Genomic DNA, 17,950 nt, shown 5'->3' on the forward strand with positions numbered 1-17,950 from the left:
AAGATATTGTTCGGTTTTTGCCCGGCTTTCGCCTAAATGGTTCGGGCCAAGCGACGACTGCCGTCGGCACCCTACTATTAGATCGATTGAAATTGGCCCTGACGCAGGACGCGGCTACTCTGCCTCCCGGCCCATGCGGCGCGCCGTGTAGCGCTCGATCGCCGACAGACCGTCATAGATCAGCACGGCAAGGGCTGCCACGATGAGGCCGCCCTGCAGGATGAAGGCGAGATTGTTGGACAGCAGCCCGGCGATGATCACCTCGCCCAGCGTCTTTGCGGCCACCGTCGAGCCGATGGTGGCGGTGGCAAGGCTGATCACCACCGACAGCCTGATGCCGCCCAGGATGATCGGAGCGCTGAGCGGCAGCTCGACCTTGGTGAGCCTTTGCCAACCGGTCATGCCGGCACCGCGCGCCGCTTCGACGACATTGGCCGGCAGCGTCGTCAGGCCGGTCAGCGCATTTTCGAAGATCGGCAGCAGGCCGTAGAGAAACAGCGCGATCAGCGTCGGCTTCTCACCGAAGCCGACGGCCGGCACCGCAAGCGCCAGCACCGCCACCGGCGGAAAGGTCTGGCCGATGTTGACCAGGCTGCGCGACAACGGCAGGAATTCGGCGCCGGCCGGTCTGGTGACCAGGATGGCAAGCGCCACCGCAACGATAGTGGCGGCAATAGTGGCGATCAGAACCGTGCGCAAATGCAGCAATGTCAGCGTCAGCAGGCTGCCCTGGTTGTAGATCACCGGCGCATTGTTCTCGGTGAGCGGCTTCAGCAGCGGCTCGAACCAGCCGGGATTGGTGACGAAGGCAACGAGCAGCACCACCAGGGCTAGCCTGAGCAGCGATGGAAGCCAGGCTTTCATGCCGGCCTCGCCGCGCGTTTCACCAGACCGTCGACCGTGACGCGGCCAAGCGGCTTGCCGTCGGCGCCTTTGACCGGTAGCGCCGGCCGGCCCGACCACAACAATTCGGCCAGCGCGTCACGCTGGCTAGCGTCGCCGGGGATCGCCTCGCCTTCGGCGGAGCCCTTCTCCACGGCATCGCGCACGCGGCCGAGTGAAAGCAACCGGAATGGCCTTTCGCTGGCGCCGACCAGGGTCTCGACGAAGGCGCTTGCCGGCTTCGCCAGGATCTCGGCCGGCTTGGCGTATTGCACCAGCTTGCCGGCATCCATGACCGCGATCTTGTCGCCCATATGCACGGCCTCTTCCATGTCGTGGGTGACGAGGATGATGGTGGTGCCGAAGCGCTTCTGGATCGCCAGCAGATCCTCCTGCGCCTTGGTGCGGATGATCGGGTCGAGCGCGCCGAACGGTTCGTCCATCAACAGCACGTTGGGCTCGGCGGCAAGCGCGCGGGCAACGCCGACGCGCTGCTGCTGGCCGCCGGACAATTCGTGCGGGTAGCGCGGCCCGAATGCTTCGGGATCAAGCTGATAGAGCGTCATCAACTCGTCGACCCGGGCCTTGATGCGGGCCTTGTCCCAGCCGAGCAGCACCGGCACGGTGGCAATGTTCTGCGCCACCGTGCGATGCGGAAACAGGCCATGGCCCTGGATGGCGTAGCCGATGCTGCGGCGCAGTTCGTAACCGGGCAGCGAACGATTGTCGGCGCCATCGAGCTTGATGATGCCCGAGGTCGGTTCGACCAGCCGGTTGATCATGCGCAGCAGCGTTGTCTTGCCGGAACCGGAGGTACCGACAATGACGCAAACCGTGCGCGGCTCGATGACCATCGAAACGTCATCGACCACTGTTGTCGCGTCATAGCGCTTGGTAATGCCTTCGATCTCGATCATGCCGTTTCGACCCTGCGCTTGGTGGCAGTCATTTCGATCACCGCATCGAGGATGATGGCGGCGGCAAAGGCGAGAGCGACCGTCGGCACGGCGCCGAGCAGCACAAGGTCCATCGCCGTCTGGCCAACGCCCTGGAAGACGAACACGCCGAACCCGCCGCCACCGATCAGCGCGGCGATGGTGGCGAGGCCGATGTTCTGCACCAAAACGATGCGGATGCCGGTGAGGATGACAGGAAATGCCAGCGGAAACTCGACGCCGAACAGGCGCTGCCTGTCGGTCATGCCCATGCCGCGCGCCGCGTCGTTGGCGGCACGCGGCACGCCGGCGAGACCGACCACGGTGTTGGCCACCACCGGCAGCAGCGAATAGAGGAACAGCGCGACGAAGGCGGGTGCGGTGCCGATGCCGCGAATGCCGAGCGCGGCAGCCCCCGGCACATGCGTGGCAACCCAGCCGAGCGGCGCGATCAGCAGGCCGAACAGTGCGATCGAGGGAATGGTCTGGATGATGTTGAGCACGTTGAGAACGCCGGCACGCAGCCTTTCGACGCGATGGCACAGGATGCCGAGCGGCAGGCCGACGATCACCGCGGCAGCCAGCGAACCGAGCGCCAGCGTCACATGCTTGGAGCCTTCAGCCCAAAAACTGTCGGCGCGGTTGGCGTATTCCTTCAGGATGGAAAGGTCGTTCCAGCTGCCCGAAATCAGCAAAAGACCGATCGCCGCGCTGACCGCGACCAGCACGCCAACCCGTGCCAATGGCGACAGGTTCAGCCTTGTCAGCACGTCGGCGAGCAAAAGCGTGAAGGCAAAGATGAGTATCCAGAAACCGGAGGCCGGTGAAATTCTCGCAAAGGTGTTGCCCGCCGGCGTGAGGAATGTGCCGGCGACGCCGATCAGCAGCGCGAGCGCGGCAAGCGCCACCACGCTGGCGGCAAGACGCAGTGCAAGCGGTGTCCTGAACAGAGCAATGAGCGCGGCGACGACAATGATGGCGAGCAGCAGCGTCCCGGTCGTTGCCGGCAGCGCCTCGAGAATCGAGCGCGCCTGGCCGGGGACGATGCGGTTGGCGCGGAATGTGGCAAAGGGGGCGGCAAAAGCCGCGTAGGCAACGATCGCGGCGATGACCACGCCGAGCTTGTCGAAGCGGAGAGTCATGGCTGCCCCTCATGAGGAGCGATTTGCCACGTCGCGCAGCTCTCTCTGGGGATTGGCGAAAACCGACCCGACATCCGATCTCCCCCCTNNNAAGGGGGGAGATCAGCAGCTTCCAGAGGGGGGTGCTTGGCACCAACGTCACTTGTTGAAACGCGCTGACTACTTCAAAAACCCGTTCTTCTTCAGGAAGTCTTCGGCGACGCCCTTGACCGGCTCGCCGCCGACCTGCACGCGACCATTCAGCTCCTGCAGCGTGACGAGGTCGAGCTTGGCGAAGACCGGCTTCAGCAGCGTCTCGATCTCGGGATGTTCCTTCAGCACCGCTTCGCGGATGATCGGCGCCGGCTGGTAGACTGGCTGTACGCCCTTGTCGTCGTCGAGCACGACGAGTCCGGACGGTGCGATGCCGCCATCGGTGCCGTAGACCATGGCGGCGTTGGCGCCACTGGTCTGGTTGGCGGCGGCGGCGATGGTTGCCGCCGTGTCGCCGCCCGAGAGCGTGATCAGTTGCTCAGGCTTCAGCGTGAAGCCATAGGTGGTCTGGAAGGCCGGCAGGGCGGCGGCCGAATTGACGAACTCGGCGGAAGCCGCCAGCACCACCTGGCCGCCGCCCGCGACATATTTGCCGAAGTCGGTGAGCGTGGCGAGCTTGTTGGTCTCGGCAACCTCCTTGCGCAGCGCGATCGCCCAGGTGTTGTTGGCGGGCGACGGCGACAGCCAGACGATCTTGTTGGCGTCATAGTCGAGCTTCTTGGCCGTCTCATAGGCCTTGGCGGCATCTTTCCAGACCGGGTCGTCGGCTTTCTCGAAGAAGAAGGCGGCGTTGCCGGTGTATTCGGGATAGATGTCGATCTCACCGGCGGTGATCGCCTTGCGCACCACCGGCGTGCCGCCGAGCTGGATACGGTCTGATGTCTTGATGTTGTTGGCGTTGAGGACGAGCTGGATGATGTTGCCGAGCACGCCGCCCTCGGTGTCGATCTTCGAAGACACAACCACCTGGGCGCTGGCGGAAGCCGCCGTGATGCCGAGCGCCAATGCCGCGCCGGCTAGAACCTTGACTGAAAACATCGTGAAAACCCTTTGCAATGAACCGAAATGCGGTGGCCGCATATGAGCATGGCTTCAACGGCCAGTCGGGGCACACGGTTTCATAACAATAGGCACAGACGCAATAATTTTGTTCCGGCGCGGCGAATTCGGCCGGGATCGTGCTGACAGCGCCGTGTCAGGTGAGGCGGCGGAGGGATCAGGCGTCGGCTTTGCGCAAGCCCGTCAGCTTGAGCGCGCCGAGCGCCACGAAGCACAGGACGGTGACCGGAAAGATCATCCAGTTCAGCATCTCCCAGCCCCAGGCGTTGTAGACCATGCCCGACAGCAGCGAAGCGCAGGCGACGGAGCCGAACAGGACGAAGTCGTGGAAGCCTTGCACCTTGCCCTTTTCCGACGGCCGGTAGCTGGCCGCCACCATCGCCGTAGCGCCGATGAAGCCGAAGTTCCAGCCAAGGCCGAGCAGGATCAGCGACGTCCAGAATTGCCACAGCGCCAGGCCCGACAGAGCGACAATGGCGCAGCCGATGAGCAGGATCAGGCCAACGGCCACAATGCGTTCGGCACCGAAGCGATGGATCAGCGAGCCGGTGAAGAAGCTTGGCGCGAACATCGCCATGACGTGCCAGGAGATGCCGAGCGTCGCGTCGGTCTCCGACAGTCCGCAACCGACCATGGCCAGCGGTGCGCCCGTCATGACGAAGCTCATCAGCGCGTAGCTGCCGACCGCGCAGAAGAGCGCGGCGACGAAGCGCGGCTGCGTGACGATTTCGGCCAATGGCCTGGCGTCGCTGGCGGCGATCTCCACCTTGCGGGATGCTTTCGCCGGCAGCCGCAGGAACGACAGGATGATGGCGCCGACCGCGGCCAGCGGCAGGATGGAGACGAACGAACCGGCAAACATCACCGGCGCCAACAATTCGCGGGTGAAGATGACGATCTGCGGCCCTAGGATGGCGGTGATGATACCGCCTGCCAGCACGAAGGAGATGGCGCGCGCCTTGAATTCCGGCGGCGCATTGTCGGCGGCGGCGAAGCGGAACTGCTGGACGAAGGCGCCGCCAACACCGATCATGAGCAAGCCAAAGGCAAACAGCCAGAAGCTGCCTTGAAAAAGCGCAAGCGTGGCGACAAGGCCGCCAAGCGCCGTGACGATCGTGCCGGTCATGAAGCCGCCGCGCTGGCCCATGCTGCGGATGATGGCCGCCGCGGGCAGCGCGCCGAGCGCCACGCCGATGTTGAAGCCGGTGATCGGTGCCGTTGCCAATGATTTGTCGGGACCAAGCAGATATTGCCCGGCCAGCGCACCCATGGAAATGGCGATGGGGGCCGCCGAGCCGATGATCGCCTGCGAGGCGGCGAGGATCAAAGCGGTGCGGCGCGCCTCCTTGCCTGCCTCGACGGCGATTGCCGTCATGATGCGTCCTTGCCGCGCCCCTCGCCACGCACCCGGCGTGACACACGGTCGAGCACGGCATTGACCAGCTTCGGCTCGTCTTCCTCGTAGAAAGCCTTGGCGATGTCGACATATTCGGAGACGATGACCGCGACGGGGACATCCTCACGCTTCATCAGCTCGTAGACGCCGGCGCGCAGGATGGCGCGCAGCGTCGAATCGAGCCGCGACAGCGGCCAGTCCTCGGTCAGCGCCTGGCGGATGATCGGATCGATGGTCTTCTGGTTCTCGACGACACCCGCCAGAATGGCGCGAAACCATTGCGCATCGGCCTCGCGGTAGAGCGCGCCGTCGACTTCCTTGCCTAGGCGAAACGCCTCATATTCGGCGGTGATCTCGAAGACGCCGCTGCCGGCAACATCCATCTGATAGAGCGCCTGCACGGCGGCCAGACGGGCAGCGCCGCGCTTGTTGGCGTGGCGCACTGCCGGCTGGCCGGGCGAAGCGGGTTCGCTCACGATCGCGCTCCCAGCTTTTCCTTGAGGGCAATCATGGTCAGAGCCGCTCGCGCGGCAAAGCCGCCCTTGTCGCCCTCCGAGCGCTTGGCCCGCGTCCACGCCTGCGCGTCATTCTCGGTGGTCAGGATGCCGTTGCCGATGCAGACCGAGTCCTGCACGCTCAGATCCATGAGCGCGCGGCTGGATTCATTGGCGACAATGTCGAAATGATAGGTGTCGCCGCGGACGACGGTGCCGAGCGCAACAAAGCCGTCATAATTTGTGCCGCCCTCCGTCGCCCCGTCCAGCGCGAAGGTAATCACCGCGGGAATCTCGAGCGAACCTGGAACGGTGAGGACGTCGTAAGTCGCGCCCGCTTCATCGAGCGCGCTTGTCGCGCCTTCGAGCAGCGCGTCGGCAAGGTCGTCGTGAAAGCGCGCTTCGACAATGAGCAGATGCGCCTTCGTCTTCGGACGAATGAAGGCTTTGCCGTGTTGGGATGTACCAGCCATAAAAGTCTCCGGGGGGTTGCCGGTGACTTAGGCCGAAGCCGGGTTCATCGCAAGCGGAAGATTGTTGGTGGTGCCGAAGGCCTGCGGAACTTATCGAGTTTCCGGTGCTCAGACGCCTGTAGCGTGACGGTAGCGACGCACCGTCGTTCACCGATCGCGGATTGATCAAGGCTTCAACGAAGACTCTCCTGTCGTTGATAGACAGATCGAGCCACGACTGCTCTTCGGTGTTCACATCGGCCTGCGCCTCACGCATCAGCTTTTCTTCCTTCGTGGAATTCACTCTGTCCTTGGCCATCAAAGCCCCTCTTTCGCCGCCTCGACCAGCCGCGCCGCGTAGCGGGCCATGGTGTCGATTTCGAGATTAACGCGGTCGCCGACCTTGCGCTCGCCCCAGGTGGTCACGGTCAGCGAATGGTGGATCAGCAGCACGTCGAAGCGTGTGCCTTCGACCTTGTTGACGGTGAGTGAGGTACCGTCGAGCGCGACGGAGCCCTTGGGCGCGATGAACTTCGCCAGCTCGCGCGGTGCTTCGAGGGTAAAACGCACCGCGTCGCCCTCATCCTTGCGCTCGATGATCTCGGCCATGCCGTCGACATGTCCTGAAACGATGTGGCCGCCAAGTTCGTCGCCGATCTTCAGCGCCCGCTCCAGATTGATCCGCGTGCTCGATTTCCAGCCCATCGCTGTCGTCAGCCTGAGTGCCTCTTCCCAGGCCTCGACCTCGAACCAGCGCGCGTTCGAGCCGCTGTCGGGCAAGCCCGTCACCGTCAGGCAGACGCCACCGCAGGAGATCGAGGCGCCGATGGCGATGGTCTGCGGGTCATAGGCGGTGTCGATGCGCAAACCCACCCCTTCCCTGAGCGGCTTGACGGAAGCGACAGTGCCGACATCGGTGACAATTCCGGTAAACATCGGTGTTGATCCCTAGAGGTCTCTTATCCACTCGGCGTAGCTGTCTTCGCCGAAGCGCATCTCGCGCAGCTTGCGAAATCCTGCCGGGATATGGTCGGCGTCGATCGGCGATGCAATGCCGTCCTCGCCGATCGCTTCCGGCCCGTGGAACAGCACGATGCGGTCGACCAGCCCGTCGGCCAGGAAGGCGCTCGCCACCTTGGCGCCGCCCTCGACCAGAACACTGGCCATGCCGAGCGCAGCCAGATCCTCGAGCAGTTCCGGCAGCGCGACGCCGCCTTCGTGCGTCTCGGTGCCTATGAAGCGCACGCCGGCGCGTTCGAGTGCAGCCCGCCGCAGCGGATCGGCCTCAAGGCAAGCGGCGACATAGAGTGGGACCCGGTCGACGCCCGAAACCAGTTTCGAGGCCTCCGGCAACCTGATCTGGCGGTCGAGCACGATGCGTGCAGGCGAACGGTTCTCCAGCCCCGGCAAGCGCACCGTCAGGGCCGGATCATCCTCAAGGGCTGTGCCGATACCAACCAGTATGCCGTCCGCCTCGGCCCGCATCAGATACACTTCGCGGCGCGCGATGTCGCCGGTGATCGACACCTGTCCCCCGCCTTCCCGGCCGATCTTGCCGTCGCTGGAAAGCGCAAGCTTGAGAATCACTTCTGGGCGTTTTCTCAGCGATCGGATCAAATAGCCGGCCATCTGTTCCGCGGCTTCCGCCGCCAGCACCTTCTCGACCACCTCGACACCGGCGGCACGCAGGATTGCGTAGCCTTTGCCGGACACGCGCGAATCGGGATCGCTGGCCGCACCGACGACGCGCGCTACACCGGCATTGACCAGCGCATTGGCGCAAGGCGGCGTGCGGCCATGGTGGGCGCAAGGCTCCAGTGTGACATAGGCGGTGGCGCCGCGCGCGAGCGCGCCGGCCTCGGTCAGGGCCTCGGTCTCGGCATGCGGGCGGCCACCGACAGCGGTGACGCCGGTGCCGACGATCATCGGACCATTGCCGTCATCGCGCACGATCAGCGTGCCGACGGAAGGGTTGGTCGCGGTGCGGCCGGCATTCTTTCGCGACAGTCTGAGTGCCGCCGCCATGAAGCGGCGATCAAGGGCGGCCTGTTCGCTTGCAGTCATGCTCAGCTGGCGTCCTCTTCACCCTTGATTTCGTCCCCCTTGAGCTCGCCCAGCAATTCATGGAAATCCTTGGCCTCGCGAAAATTGCGGTAGACCGAGGCGAAGCGCACATAGGCAACATCGTCGAGCGATTTCAGCGCTTCCATGACCAGCCGGCCGACTTCTCCCGAAGCAACCTCCGTCTCGCCGGAACTTTCGAGCTGGCGCACGATGCCGGTCACCGCGCGGTCGATGCGCTCGGGATCGACATTGCGCTTGCGCACGGCGATCTCCACCGAGCGCAGCAGCTTGTCGCGGTCGAACGGCACTTTGCGGCCCGATTTCTTGACCACCACGAGGTCGCGCAACTGCACGCGCTCGAAGGTGGTGAAGCGGCCGCCGCAATCGGGGCAGACGCGCCGTCGGCGGATCGCCGCGCCATCCTCGGCGGGGCGCGAATCCTTCACCTGCGTATCTTCCGACTGGCAATAGGGACAGCGCATGGAGAAGCCTTTGGTTGGCGAATCTGGTGAAGCGAAAGGCTTAGAGGTTTTTGCAACGATGGCAAAGTATCGCCACCAGCCCCTCGCCCCTCAGAGATAGCGAGGCGCAAGGAAAATTGCGAGAGCCGCAACCAGCCATACGGCGATGCCGCCAAGCACGGCCAGCCGGTAGTCGACCTTGTCGATGAAAAGCCAGCAGGCACCGAGGAAGGCAAGATAGGCTGGAATGGTCTTCACGCCGGCAAGGCAGGCCTCACGAAAGCCGAATGCACTGCCCTTGGCGCCCACTGCCAGCAGAGCGATGACCGCAAAGGTGGGCGCCAGGGGCAAGATGCCAGGCAGCACATTGCCGCGTTTCGATGCCCAGACGATCAGAGCCGTAACCAGGCCGCCGATCAGGCCTTTCCAGACAATGTCCATCAAATGCCCCTTGGTGAGCTCAGCCCGGTCGCCTCAGGGGGCGACGTCGGCGGTCGGAAACCGGCACGATGCGCCGAGACTGCGATAGGCTTTGGTGAAGCCGTCCATGGATATGCTTCCAACCGGCGCGTCGCCAAAGGAGACATCAAGCACCGATGCCCGCCGCATGGCGCGCAAGAGCGCCAGGCTCGTCTTGGCCTGGTTGTCCACGGTCCAGCTGAGCCGGCCGTTGACGGCGCCATCGGAATGGAGTTTTGCGGCAACGTGGCCCTTGTCGTCGCCGAAGGTGGCGGCGACGGACTTGCCGGCCGGCAGATCCTTGTTGTCGACGGCGATCGTTACGGACGGGTAGGCATCCGGCGGCAGTGCATCGCCGTTCGTGATGACGAGCGTCAGGGTCCCAGGCGCGCCGCCGGCGCCGATAAAGGCGGTCGAGGCCGCGCAGGTCTTGCGCAGATCCTCACCGGTGTCGACCTCGTCAACCAGGGTCGACCACCTGCCAAAGGTTTCGAGCTTGGGCGCCGCCTGGGCGGGCGAAGCGGGTGCGGCCTGGGCAGGAGCGGGTTGCGCGGGCGCGACTTGACCAGGGGCAGTTTGCGCCAAGGCGACGCCAGAGAACGGCAGGACAATCAAAACGGTCAGGACGCCAACGGCGCCAAGGTCGGCGAAACGAAATAGTCGCATCATCAAGGCTCCTGCCGGTCGCCCCGGCCTGCTGAAACGACGCTTGTCGTTGCAGCAGGCGGTAAGACTTCCTATCGCGTCAGCCGAGATAGGGATAGAGCGGGAAACGGTCAGTCAGCGCCACGACCTTGGCCTTGACCGCTGCTTCGACAGCCGCGTTGCCCTCGTCGGAATTGGCGACCTTGAGACCATCCAGCACTTCGGCGATCAGCTTGCCGATCTCGCGGAATTCGGCCTGGCCGAAGCCGCGCGTGGTGCCGGCCGGGGTTCCGAGACGCACGCCCGAGGTGACGAAAGGCTTTTCCGGGTCGAACGGGATGCCGTTCTTGTTGCAGGTGATGTTGGCGCGGCCCAGCGCTGCCTCAGCGCGCTTGCCGGTGGCGTTCTTGGGCCTGAGGTCGACCAGCATCAGATGGTTGTCGGTGCCGCCGGAGACGATGTCGAGACCGGTCTCCTTGAGGCTGGAGGCAAGCGCCTTGGCGTTGGCGGCGACGCTCTCGGCATAGACCTTGAAGCTCGGCTTCAGCGCTTCGCCGAAGGCGACCGCCTTGGCGGCAATGACATGCATCAGCGGGCCGCCCTGCAGGCCGGGGAACACCGCCGAATTCATCTTCTTGGCGATGTCCTCGTCATTGCACAGGATCATGCCGCCACGCGGGCCGCGCAGCGACTTGTGCGTCGTGGTGGTCACGACATGGGCATGCGGCAGCGGCGACGGATGCACGCCGCCGGCGACCAGGCCAGCGATGTGCGCCATGTCGACCATCAGATAGGCGCCGACCGCGTCGGCGATCTCGCGAAACCGCTTCCAGTCCCAGACGCGCGAATAGGCGGTGCCGCCGGCCAGGATCAGCTTCGGCTTGGTCTCATGCGCGGTCTTCTCGATGGCGTCCATGTCGAGCAGATGATCGTCCTGGCGTACGCCATAGGAGACGACCTTGAACCATTTGCCGCTCATGTTGACCGGCGAACCGTGGGTCAGATGGCCGCCGGAATTGAGGTCGAGGCCCATGAAAGTGTCGCCGGGCTGCAAGAGCGCCAGGAAGACGGCCTGGTTCATCTGGCTGCCGGAGTTCGGCTGAACGTTGGCGAAGTTGCAGCCGAACAGCTTCTTCGCCCGCTCGATGGCCAGTTCCTCGGCCACGTCGACGAACTGGCAGCCGCCATAGTAGCGCTTGCCCGGATAGCCTTCGGCGTATTTGTTGGTCATGATCGAGCCCTGCGCTTCAAGCACAGCGCGGGAAACAATGTTTTCCGAGGCGATCAGCTCGATCTCGTGGCGCTGGCGGCCGAGTTCGTTGCGGATGGCGCCGAAAATCTCCGGATCGGCGTCGGCCAGCGTGGTTTCGAAGAAGGATTCGAATTTGTTCGACACTGCCGCTGCTGTTGCCATGGCCTGAAATCCTCGGGGTTCGGGGGCAATTTTTGATTTATGCATGCCCTTGTCCCAAAACCGCTGCACACTTTTGGGCGACATGCATTCGCCGCGCCATTAACACAGTTGTTTTCGTCCCGCCACGTTTGCGGCGCGAAATTTGCTGGCCGGATTGCGCCAGCGAAGCCCGCAGGTCGCTATTTCCTGGCCTTGCGGCCTTTCAGCAAGGCCTCCGTGAGCGTGATCTCGGTAAACAGCGCCTGCGACGTATGGTCGTTGATCTCGCCCCGGCGAAACATGGCGCGCACGGCCTCGCGCTCGGCTTCGATGCCCGCAAATCTCAGTTCGAGTTCCAGCCGTCCGGCTTCGCGGGCCTCGGCGCGGGCCTCGTCGGCTTCGTCGGAGGCGGCGATGCGGCGCCGGTAACCGGCGACAATGTTCTCGGCAGCGGCCAGCCTGATACCGGGCACCTCGCCCTCGCCGTCGTCACCAACTCCAGCGATGCTCTCGATGCGTGCGATTGCCGCCTTGGCGGCGCCGACACGCGCCAGGCGCTCCTCGGCGGCATCGGCATCCTCACCAGGCTCGACCAGCCCGCGGGCGATCTTCGGCAGGGCGAGACTGGCGAAGACCAGCGAGCAGATGATGACGCCGGCGGCGAGGAAAATGACCAGGTCACGCGCCGGAAACGGCGAGCCGTCCGGCATGGCGAGCGGCAACGACAATATGCCGGCCAGCGTTATCGCGCCGCGCACGCCGGCCACCGAACCGGCGAGCCGCACGCGCAGCCCGAAAGGCTCCACCTTGCGCTTGCCCAGACGCGCGGCGATGCCGGCGGCGATATCGCCAACCCACATCCAGAGGAAGCGCAACGCGATCAGGCACAGCGTCAACGCGATGACGGTCGCGATCGGCTGGATGATCGGATGCAGGCTCATGAGTTCCGGCGGCACATGGCGGATGATGCCGGGAAGCTGCAGCCCGAGCACGATGAAGAGAGCGCCGTTGAAAACAAAGGAAAGCGTCGTCCACAGCGACATCGTCTGCATGCGCGCCGAAACGCCGAGGAAGCGGAACACCCCGGAGCCGCCGGTGAGCAGGCCGGCGGTGACCGCCGCCAGGATGCCGGACGCTCCGATGTGCTCGGCGCCGAGATAGGCGATGAAGGGCAGCAGGATCATCACCAGCACCTGCGCCTCGGCCGGCACGCCGCCGATGCGGTTGAGCAATTGCAGCAGCTTGGCGGCGACGAACAGCGCCGCGACGCCAATCAGGATGCCGGCGGCGACAGCATAGAGGAAACTGAGCGAAGCGGCGGCGAAGGAAAAGCTGCCGGTCAGCGCTGCTGCCACGGCAAAGCGGAACATGACGAGGCCGGACGCATCGTTGAGCAGCGACTCGCCTTCCAGAATGTGCATCAGCCGCGCCGGAACGACATTCTTGTCGACGATTGAGGACACAGCCACCGCATCGGTCGGCGACAGCACCGCGGCGAGCGCGAAGGCGACGACCAGAGGGATGCTCGGCACCAGCCAGTGCAAGGCATAGCCGAAGCCGACGATGGTGAAGAACACGAGCCCGATGGCAAGATCCAGGATCGGTCCGCGCAGCGCCATCAATTCACGTTTCGGCGCGCCATAGGCATCGCCGAACAGCAGCGGCGGGATGAACACCAGCAGGAACAGCTCCGGATCGATCTCGACATGGATGCCGCGCACAGGCCAGGCGAGTGCGGCGCCTATGGCAATCTGCAGCACCGGCAACGGCACCCGCACCAGGCGCACCAGCGCGCCGGAAAGCGCGACGAAGACGAGTACAACCAGAATGAAGACGGCGACTTCCATGGTCCGGTTCCAGACTTGTCCGCCGACCATGCGCAAAGCCGGCCGATCCGTCCAGCCGCCCCTCCCGCGAAAATCGCAGCGGCACCCGAGCAACGAAAAAGGCCGCCCTGAGCGGCGGCCTTTTTTATAAAAAAATCAGCTGCTTAAAGCGATGACGTGATCTGCAGCTCGTTGGCGCCGTCGAGCGCGTAGACGTCGTCGCGGAACTGCACGACGCCTGGGGCCGTAGACCAGGCCGAAAGATAGAGGAAGTGGACCGGCACCGGGTTGGTAATCTGGATCGGCGTGTTTTCGCCGGTCTTGATCGCCGCCTCGAAATGCTGACGGTCCCAGCCCGGCGTGTCGCGCAGGATCCAGGTGACGAGGTCGCGCACATTCTGCACGCGCACGCAGCCCGAGGAATCGAAGCGCATCATCTTGCCAAACAGGCTCTGCTGTGGGGTATCGTGCATGTAGACGCCGTCGGGGCTCGGGAAATTGATCTTAACCGACGCCATCGCATTGCCCGCGCCCGGATCCTGGCGGAAGCGATACTTGGCCGCGTCGTCGGTCGACCAGTCCACATTCATCGGATCGACTTCGCTGCCGTCCGGCGCGAATAGGCGGATATGGCTGTCCTTCAGATAATCGGGATTCTTCCGCATCAGCGGAATGATGTCCTTGCGCACGATCGAGACCGGCGCGTTCCAGTATGGATTGACGATGATCTCGTTGATCTTGGAATTGACGATCGGCGTCTGGCGGTCGATCTTGCCGACGATCGCGGTGTGACGGAGCACGACGCGGTCGTTCTCGACCGCTTCGATCTGTGCTGCCGGAATGTCGACCAGCACATAGCGACTGCCCAGCGTACCGGCCTTCTCGCGCAGCCGCTGCAGATTGGTCTGCAACTGGCCAAGCCGGATTTGCGCCGAAACGTTCATCGCCGCATAGGTGTACTTGCCCATGGAACCGTCGGCCGGCAGGCCGTGACGCAACTGGAAACGCTTGACCGCCGAGTCGACATAGGAATCGAAAGCCGTCGAAACGCCCGCGCTCTGCGACAGGTCGCCGGAGACCATCAGCCGCTTGCGCAACGGCACGACATCAGGATCATCGACGCCGAGCTGCAGTTTCTTGGTCGCGGGAACCTCTACCCAACCGCCCTGCCCGGCGATGTTTTGATATTGCGCGACCGCCTGTTCGGTGAAAGCAACGGTCTGCGGGCTGAAGATCGGCAGCGTCGAGGCCACCTTGCCGCCTTCGCTGGCGCGGGCGTCGAACTGGTCGTCCCAATTGCCGCGCGCCGAGGATTTCAGGATATCACCGATCACATCCTGCGCATTGGCGCCGCCGGCGACAACCGCGGCTGCGAGCGCGGAGGCTCCGGAAAGGAAAAAACGGCGGCTGGTTTTCATGGACGTTCCAGACATTCTTGTAGCGTTCGATCTACTGCATTCGGTTATGGGGGCGATCTTACCCGCACTCTAGAATTGGCAATCTTAACAATTAGCCAACCATTGTCCGTATCAGCTTGGCCCACAAACGCTCGAGGCACGATACGGGTTCCGGGTGACGCGCGGCCTTCACCACAGCATCACCGGCATCCTCGGTTCCACTGGAATATGGCGGCAACGTGGCTTTCGGCCGAATTTGGCCCGGCAGGCCCGGCGAAGTGAAAAGACCCGTGCTTTTTCGGCACCGATCCGCGATCGCCCGCCAATATTGACCGGTGAACCACAAGCACTTGATAATACACCGACAGCTCACTCAACGCGAGGAACGAGGCCATGCCTGGTGCCGTTGCAGTCATCGCGGCATTCGCCTTGGCCGGAGGCTCGAACGGCAGCCCACCGACGCCGGAGGAGACGGTCGCCTATTTCGTGCATGGCCTGGAACAAGGCGCGACCCCCAAATACGGACAGCAGGCCGACGAACCGCTGAAGCAGGTGTCCCGATCGCCAGCGGTCTTCACCAGCACTGGCCCCAACGAGGTCGGTGACAAGACCGAAACGCTGCGGTTCATCGTGACCCGGCTGGACGACTGCACCTACAAGGCCGAACAGCAGTTCGAGGAAGATGGCGACATCTACTACCGTTTGACCTATGAGCTGCGGCTTGGCGGCGTGACCGCCCTGTCATTCGACAATCCGCCCGAAGCCATCTCGCTGAAAGGGCTGGTGAAGACATGCACGACTGACACCGAGGGCAGCTGCGACCTGACACGCGAACTCGAAACAATCGGCCCGTTCTTCGGCGAGCCAGGCCAGGCCGAACAGGCGCTGGCGTATTTCCACGAAAAACTCTGTCCGCTGAAGCCGTAGCCGCCAGGACGACCAGCCAAACCCCAAAAGAAAAGGCCGGTGCTTTCGGCACCGGCCCTGACTGAAGGTCGATATTTCGGCCGCGCTTCTGTGGCGCGGGCCGGATCCGATGCGGCGCCTTACATCCGGTAGGCGATGGTGTCGTTCCAGAAGCGGTCGAGCCGCTGCAAAGCGCGGTTCATCTGCTTGAACTCGTCGGTGTTGATGCCGCCGACCTGCTCGATCGAACCGACGTGACGCTCGTAAAGGCCGGCGACGACCTCCGCCACCTCGTTGCCCTTCGGCGTCAGCGAGACGCGGACCGAACGGCGGTCGATGCGCGAGCGCTGGTGGTTGATGAAGCCGAGATCGACCAGCTTCTTCAGATTGTAGGAGACGTTGGAGCCGAGATAGTAGCCACGCGAGCGCAGCTCGCCGGCGGTCAGCTCGGAATTGCCGATGTTGAACAGCAGCAGCGCCTGGATGGCATTGATGTCGGAACGGCCGTTGCGGTCGAATTCGTCCTTGATCACATCAAGCAGACGGCGGTGCAGTCGCTCAACAAGCTGCAGCGATTCCATGTACAGGGAACGGATGGCCTCGCGGCGATCGTCTGAAACGTTGGCGGTCTTCGCCGCCGGACGCGAATTGATCATTGTCTTTGCCTCTCGTTTGTCGCCCTGGTGATTTTTTGTTTTTCACCTTGATCGCGACACTATCGAATACTCATAAAATTCGACTTAAACGCTAGGGCTAACAAGAGCTTACCGGTAACAGGTTTCGAAAGAGGCTTAACGAACGGTCACCCGAGCAAGGATAATTAACCTAAAGATTTCGGCAACAATTTGGGGGCCGAATCCAGGCAGAAGCCAGGTCGCCAATGCGCTCAAGGGCTTAGTGGCGGACAGGGCGCTTTTGCAGGTAGATGACGACGCGGAAGACGATGTAGAGCACCGCCACCGCGGCATGCGAGACGACAATCAGCAGGCGGTGGCCGAAAAGCTCGGGAAAGCCGGCATACATGACTGTCTCGGTCACCGCGCAAATGAACCAGATCACCGGCCCCCAGGACGCCAGCATCCACAGGCCGGCGGCGGCGAAGGGAAAGAACACGGCGAGCACCACAGCCGCCACCTGCCAATGCACGGGCATCAGGTCGAAACGCCAGAGCGAGCCCGGATAAAAGCCGATCAGCTTGATCCAGTAGAGAATGCCGAACAGCAGGCAGTAGCCCGATATGACGCGCTGGAACCAGGCGAAGATCACCTCCACCCCGGAGGGCTGCAGCACGACGCGTCTGGAGGTCACCTCGCTCATAGCAAGAGCTCCCGTTCGCCCAGCGGAGCGAAATAGGCGTCGACATCGGCCTCGCTGACCGCAGCGAGGGTCGCCGGTCGCCATTGCGGCTTCGAGCCCTTGTCGATGATGGCGGCGCGGATGCCTTCGTAGAAATCATGGCCGGCCAGCATCCGGTTGAGGATGCGGAACTCCATCTTCATGCATGCGTCCATCGACAGGGTCAGCCCAGCGCTGATCTGGCGCCAGGCGACGCGCAGGCTGGTCGGCGAGCGGGTCAGGATCGTTGCCAGCGTCTTTGCCGCGAATTCGTCGGCGTCCGCCGCGCGCTCCAGGCTGTCGATGACGCGTTTCAGGGACGGTTGCGAAAAATGGCTGGATATCGCCTCCAGCGTCGGCCTGTCGGTCTCTCGCCTTGCCTGAACGAAGAAACCGCGCAGCACCGATTCCGGGTCGCCGGTCAACGTCAGCCGGTCGAGGAAGCCGCCCTGATCCTCGGCCTTGATGGTGTGGGTGGCCAGGCCCGACCACAGTGCATCGCCGTAGCGGATACGATTGCCGGTCAGCGCCAGATACATGCCGAAGGAGCCGCCGAGATCGGGCAGCAGGTGGCTGGCGCCGACATCCGGGAAAAAGCCGATGCCGACCTCCGGCATGGCGAACTGGGCATTCTCGGTCATCACCCGGTGCGAGCCGTGGAAGGAAATTCCGACGCCACCGCCCATGACGATGCCGTCGATCAGGGCGACGTAGGGTTTCCTAAAGCTGTTGATGCGGGCGTTGAGCCGGTATTCGTCGGCGAAGAACTCGACCGGCGGTTTTCCCGACCGGCCGGTCTCATAGACATGCAAGATGTCGCCGCCGGCAGAAAAGGCCCTGCCCTCGGCCTTGACGACGATGACGTCGATGCCCTGGTCGGTCTCCCAGGCGCAAAGAGCAGCGTCGAGCGCCCCGATCATGCGGTGCGTCAAGGCATTGAGCGCCTGCGGCCGCGTCAAGGTGACGACGCCGGCCCGACCCAGATGTTCGAAGCGGATCTCGTCGCCTCCGCCAAAATCCATCGTGAAAGAATCCCTCCCCCGCGCCGGCGGGACTGAAGTGCTAAAGCGT

Annotated in this window: 19 protein-coding genes; 1 reads left to right on the forward strand and 18 read right to left on the reverse strand. The window is 63.8% G+C overall.

The features are described 5' to 3' along the window. Positions 1-114: 114 nt before the first annotated feature. The 15 genes from FCU66_RS29330 to FCU66_RS29405 form a co-directional block, all read right to left on the reverse strand. Positions 115-864 (reverse strand): ABC transporter permease, encoded by a 750-nt coding sequence (locus tag FCU66_RS29330; protein WP_136618127.1) that lies wholly within the window; start codon positions 862-864, stop codon positions 115-117. Then, positions 861-1,799 (reverse strand): ABC transporter ATP-binding protein, encoded by a 939-nt coding sequence (locus tag FCU66_RS29335; RefSeq protein WP_126068793.1) that lies wholly within the window; start codon positions 1,797-1,799, stop codon positions 861-863. Before FCU66_RS29335 ends, FCU66_RS29330 begins: the two co-directional genes overlap by 4 nt. Beyond that, positions 1,796-2,959, reverse strand: coding sequence for an ABC transporter permease (locus FCU66_RS29340; RefSeq protein WP_136618128.1), 1,164 nt, complete (start codon positions 2,957-2,959; stop codon positions 1,796-1,798). Before FCU66_RS29340 ends, FCU66_RS29335 begins: the two co-directional genes overlap by 4 nt. Before the next feature lie 159 nt (positions 2,960-3,118). Then, entirely contained in the window at positions 3,119-4,030 is a 912-nt protein-coding gene (gene osmF, locus FCU66_RS29345; protein ID WP_136622076.1) for a glycine betaine ABC transporter substrate-binding protein OsmF, read from the reverse strand. A 178-nt stretch (positions 4,031-4,208) separates the two neighbouring features. Next, positions 4,209-5,426 carry an MFS transporter gene (locus tag FCU66_RS29350; RefSeq protein ID WP_136622075.1) on the reverse strand — a complete coding sequence of 406 codons (1,218 nt, stop codon included), beginning with the start codon at positions 5,424-5,426 and terminating at the stop codon, positions 4,209-4,211. Next, a complete protein-coding gene (gene nusB, locus FCU66_RS29355) occupies positions 5,423-5,923 on the reverse strand; it encodes a transcription antitermination factor NusB (protein WP_023798402.1) in 501 nt (166 codons plus the stop codon). Before nusB ends, FCU66_RS29350 begins: the two co-directional genes overlap by 4 nt. Continuing rightward, a complete protein-coding gene (gene ribH / locus FCU66_RS29360; RefSeq protein ID WP_136622074.1) occupies positions 5,920-6,414 on the reverse strand; it encodes a 6,7-dimethyl-8-ribityllumazine synthase in 495 nt (164 codons plus the stop codon). The genes nusB and ribH overlap by 4 nt, the downstream gene beginning before the upstream one ends. Before the next feature lie 297 nt (positions 6,415-6,711). Then, complete coding sequence (locus FCU66_RS29370) at positions 6,712-7,329, reverse strand: riboflavin synthase (RefSeq protein ID WP_136622073.1); 618 nt, start codon at positions 7,327-7,329, stop codon at positions 6,712-6,714. Between the two features lie 12 nt (positions 7,330-7,341). Next, the gene (gene ribD / locus FCU66_RS29375) at positions 7,342-8,457 is read right to left on the reverse strand and encodes a bifunctional diaminohydroxyphosphoribosylaminopyrimidine deaminase/5-amino-6-(5-phosphoribosylamino)uracil reductase RibD (protein WP_136622072.1); all 1,116 of its coding nucleotides are present in this window, start codon (positions 8,455-8,457) and stop codon (positions 7,342-7,344) included. A gap of 2 nt (positions 8,458-8,459) precedes the next feature. Then, entirely contained in the window at positions 8,460-8,939 is a 480-nt protein-coding gene (gene nrdR / locus FCU66_RS29380; protein WP_056594062.1) for a transcriptional regulator NrdR, read from the reverse strand. Between the two features lie 90 nt (positions 8,940-9,029). Further along, positions 9,030-9,359, reverse strand: coding sequence for a GlpM family protein (locus FCU66_RS29385; RefSeq protein ID WP_136622071.1), 330 nt, complete (start codon positions 9,357-9,359; stop codon positions 9,030-9,032). A 33-nt stretch (positions 9,360-9,392) separates the two neighbouring features. Beyond that, the gene (locus FCU66_RS29390) at positions 9,393-10,046 is read right to left on the reverse strand and encodes a hypothetical protein (protein WP_136622070.1); all 654 of its coding nucleotides are present in this window, start codon (positions 10,044-10,046) and stop codon (positions 9,393-9,395) included. A 76-nt stretch (positions 10,047-10,122) separates the two neighbouring features. Next, positions 10,123-11,436: a serine hydroxymethyltransferase gene (glyA, locus tag FCU66_RS29395; RefSeq protein WP_013532252.1), complete on the reverse strand. Its 1,314-nt coding sequence runs from the start codon at positions 11,434-11,436 to the stop codon at positions 10,123-10,125. A 179-nt stretch (positions 11,437-11,615) separates the two neighbouring features. Further along, entirely contained in the window at positions 11,616-13,262 is a 1,647-nt protein-coding gene (locus FCU66_RS29400; RefSeq protein WP_136622069.1) for a Na+/H+ antiporter, read from the reverse strand. Positions 13,263-13,405: 143 nt separating this feature from the next. Continuing rightward, entirely contained in the window at positions 13,406-14,659 is a 1,254-nt protein-coding gene (locus FCU66_RS29405; protein ID WP_136622068.1) for a L,D-transpeptidase family protein, read from the reverse strand. Between the two features lie 372 nt (positions 14,660-15,031). Here FCU66_RS29405 and FCU66_RS29410 point away from each other — a divergent pair, with 372 nt between their 5' ends. Next, positions 15,032-15,565, forward strand: coding sequence for a hypothetical protein (locus FCU66_RS29410; protein ID WP_136622067.1), 534 nt, complete (start codon positions 15,032-15,034; stop codon positions 15,563-15,565). A gap of 119 nt (positions 15,566-15,684) precedes the next feature. Here the strand turns inward: FCU66_RS29410 and ldtR are convergent, their stop codons facing one another. The 3 genes from ldtR to FCU66_RS29425 all read right to left on the reverse strand — a co-directional run bounded on the left by ldtR (position 15,685) and on the right by FCU66_RS29425 (position 17,901). Continuing rightward, positions 15,685-16,200 (reverse strand): transcriptional regulator LdtR, encoded by a 516-nt coding sequence (gene ldtR / locus FCU66_RS29415; RefSeq protein WP_008875359.1) that lies wholly within the window; start codon positions 16,198-16,200, stop codon positions 15,685-15,687. A gap of 238 nt (positions 16,201-16,438) precedes the next feature. After that, complete coding sequence (locus FCU66_RS29420; protein WP_136622066.1) at positions 16,439-16,861, reverse strand: DUF6163 family protein; 423 nt, start codon at positions 16,859-16,861, stop codon at positions 16,439-16,441. Beyond that, on the reverse strand, positions 16,858-17,901 hold the full coding sequence (locus tag FCU66_RS29425) for an enoyl-CoA hydratase/isomerase family protein (protein WP_136622065.1): 1,044 nt from the start codon (positions 17,899-17,901) through the stop codon (positions 16,858-16,860). Before FCU66_RS29425 ends, FCU66_RS29420 begins: the two co-directional genes overlap by 4 nt. Positions 17,902-17,950: the final 49 nt, after the last annotated feature.

The sequence above is a fragment of the Mesorhizobium norvegicum genome (genome assembly GCF_004919685.1).
Taxonomy (GTDB): Bacteria; Pseudomonadota; Alphaproteobacteria; order Rhizobiales; family Rhizobiaceae; genus Mesorhizobium; species Mesorhizobium norvegicum.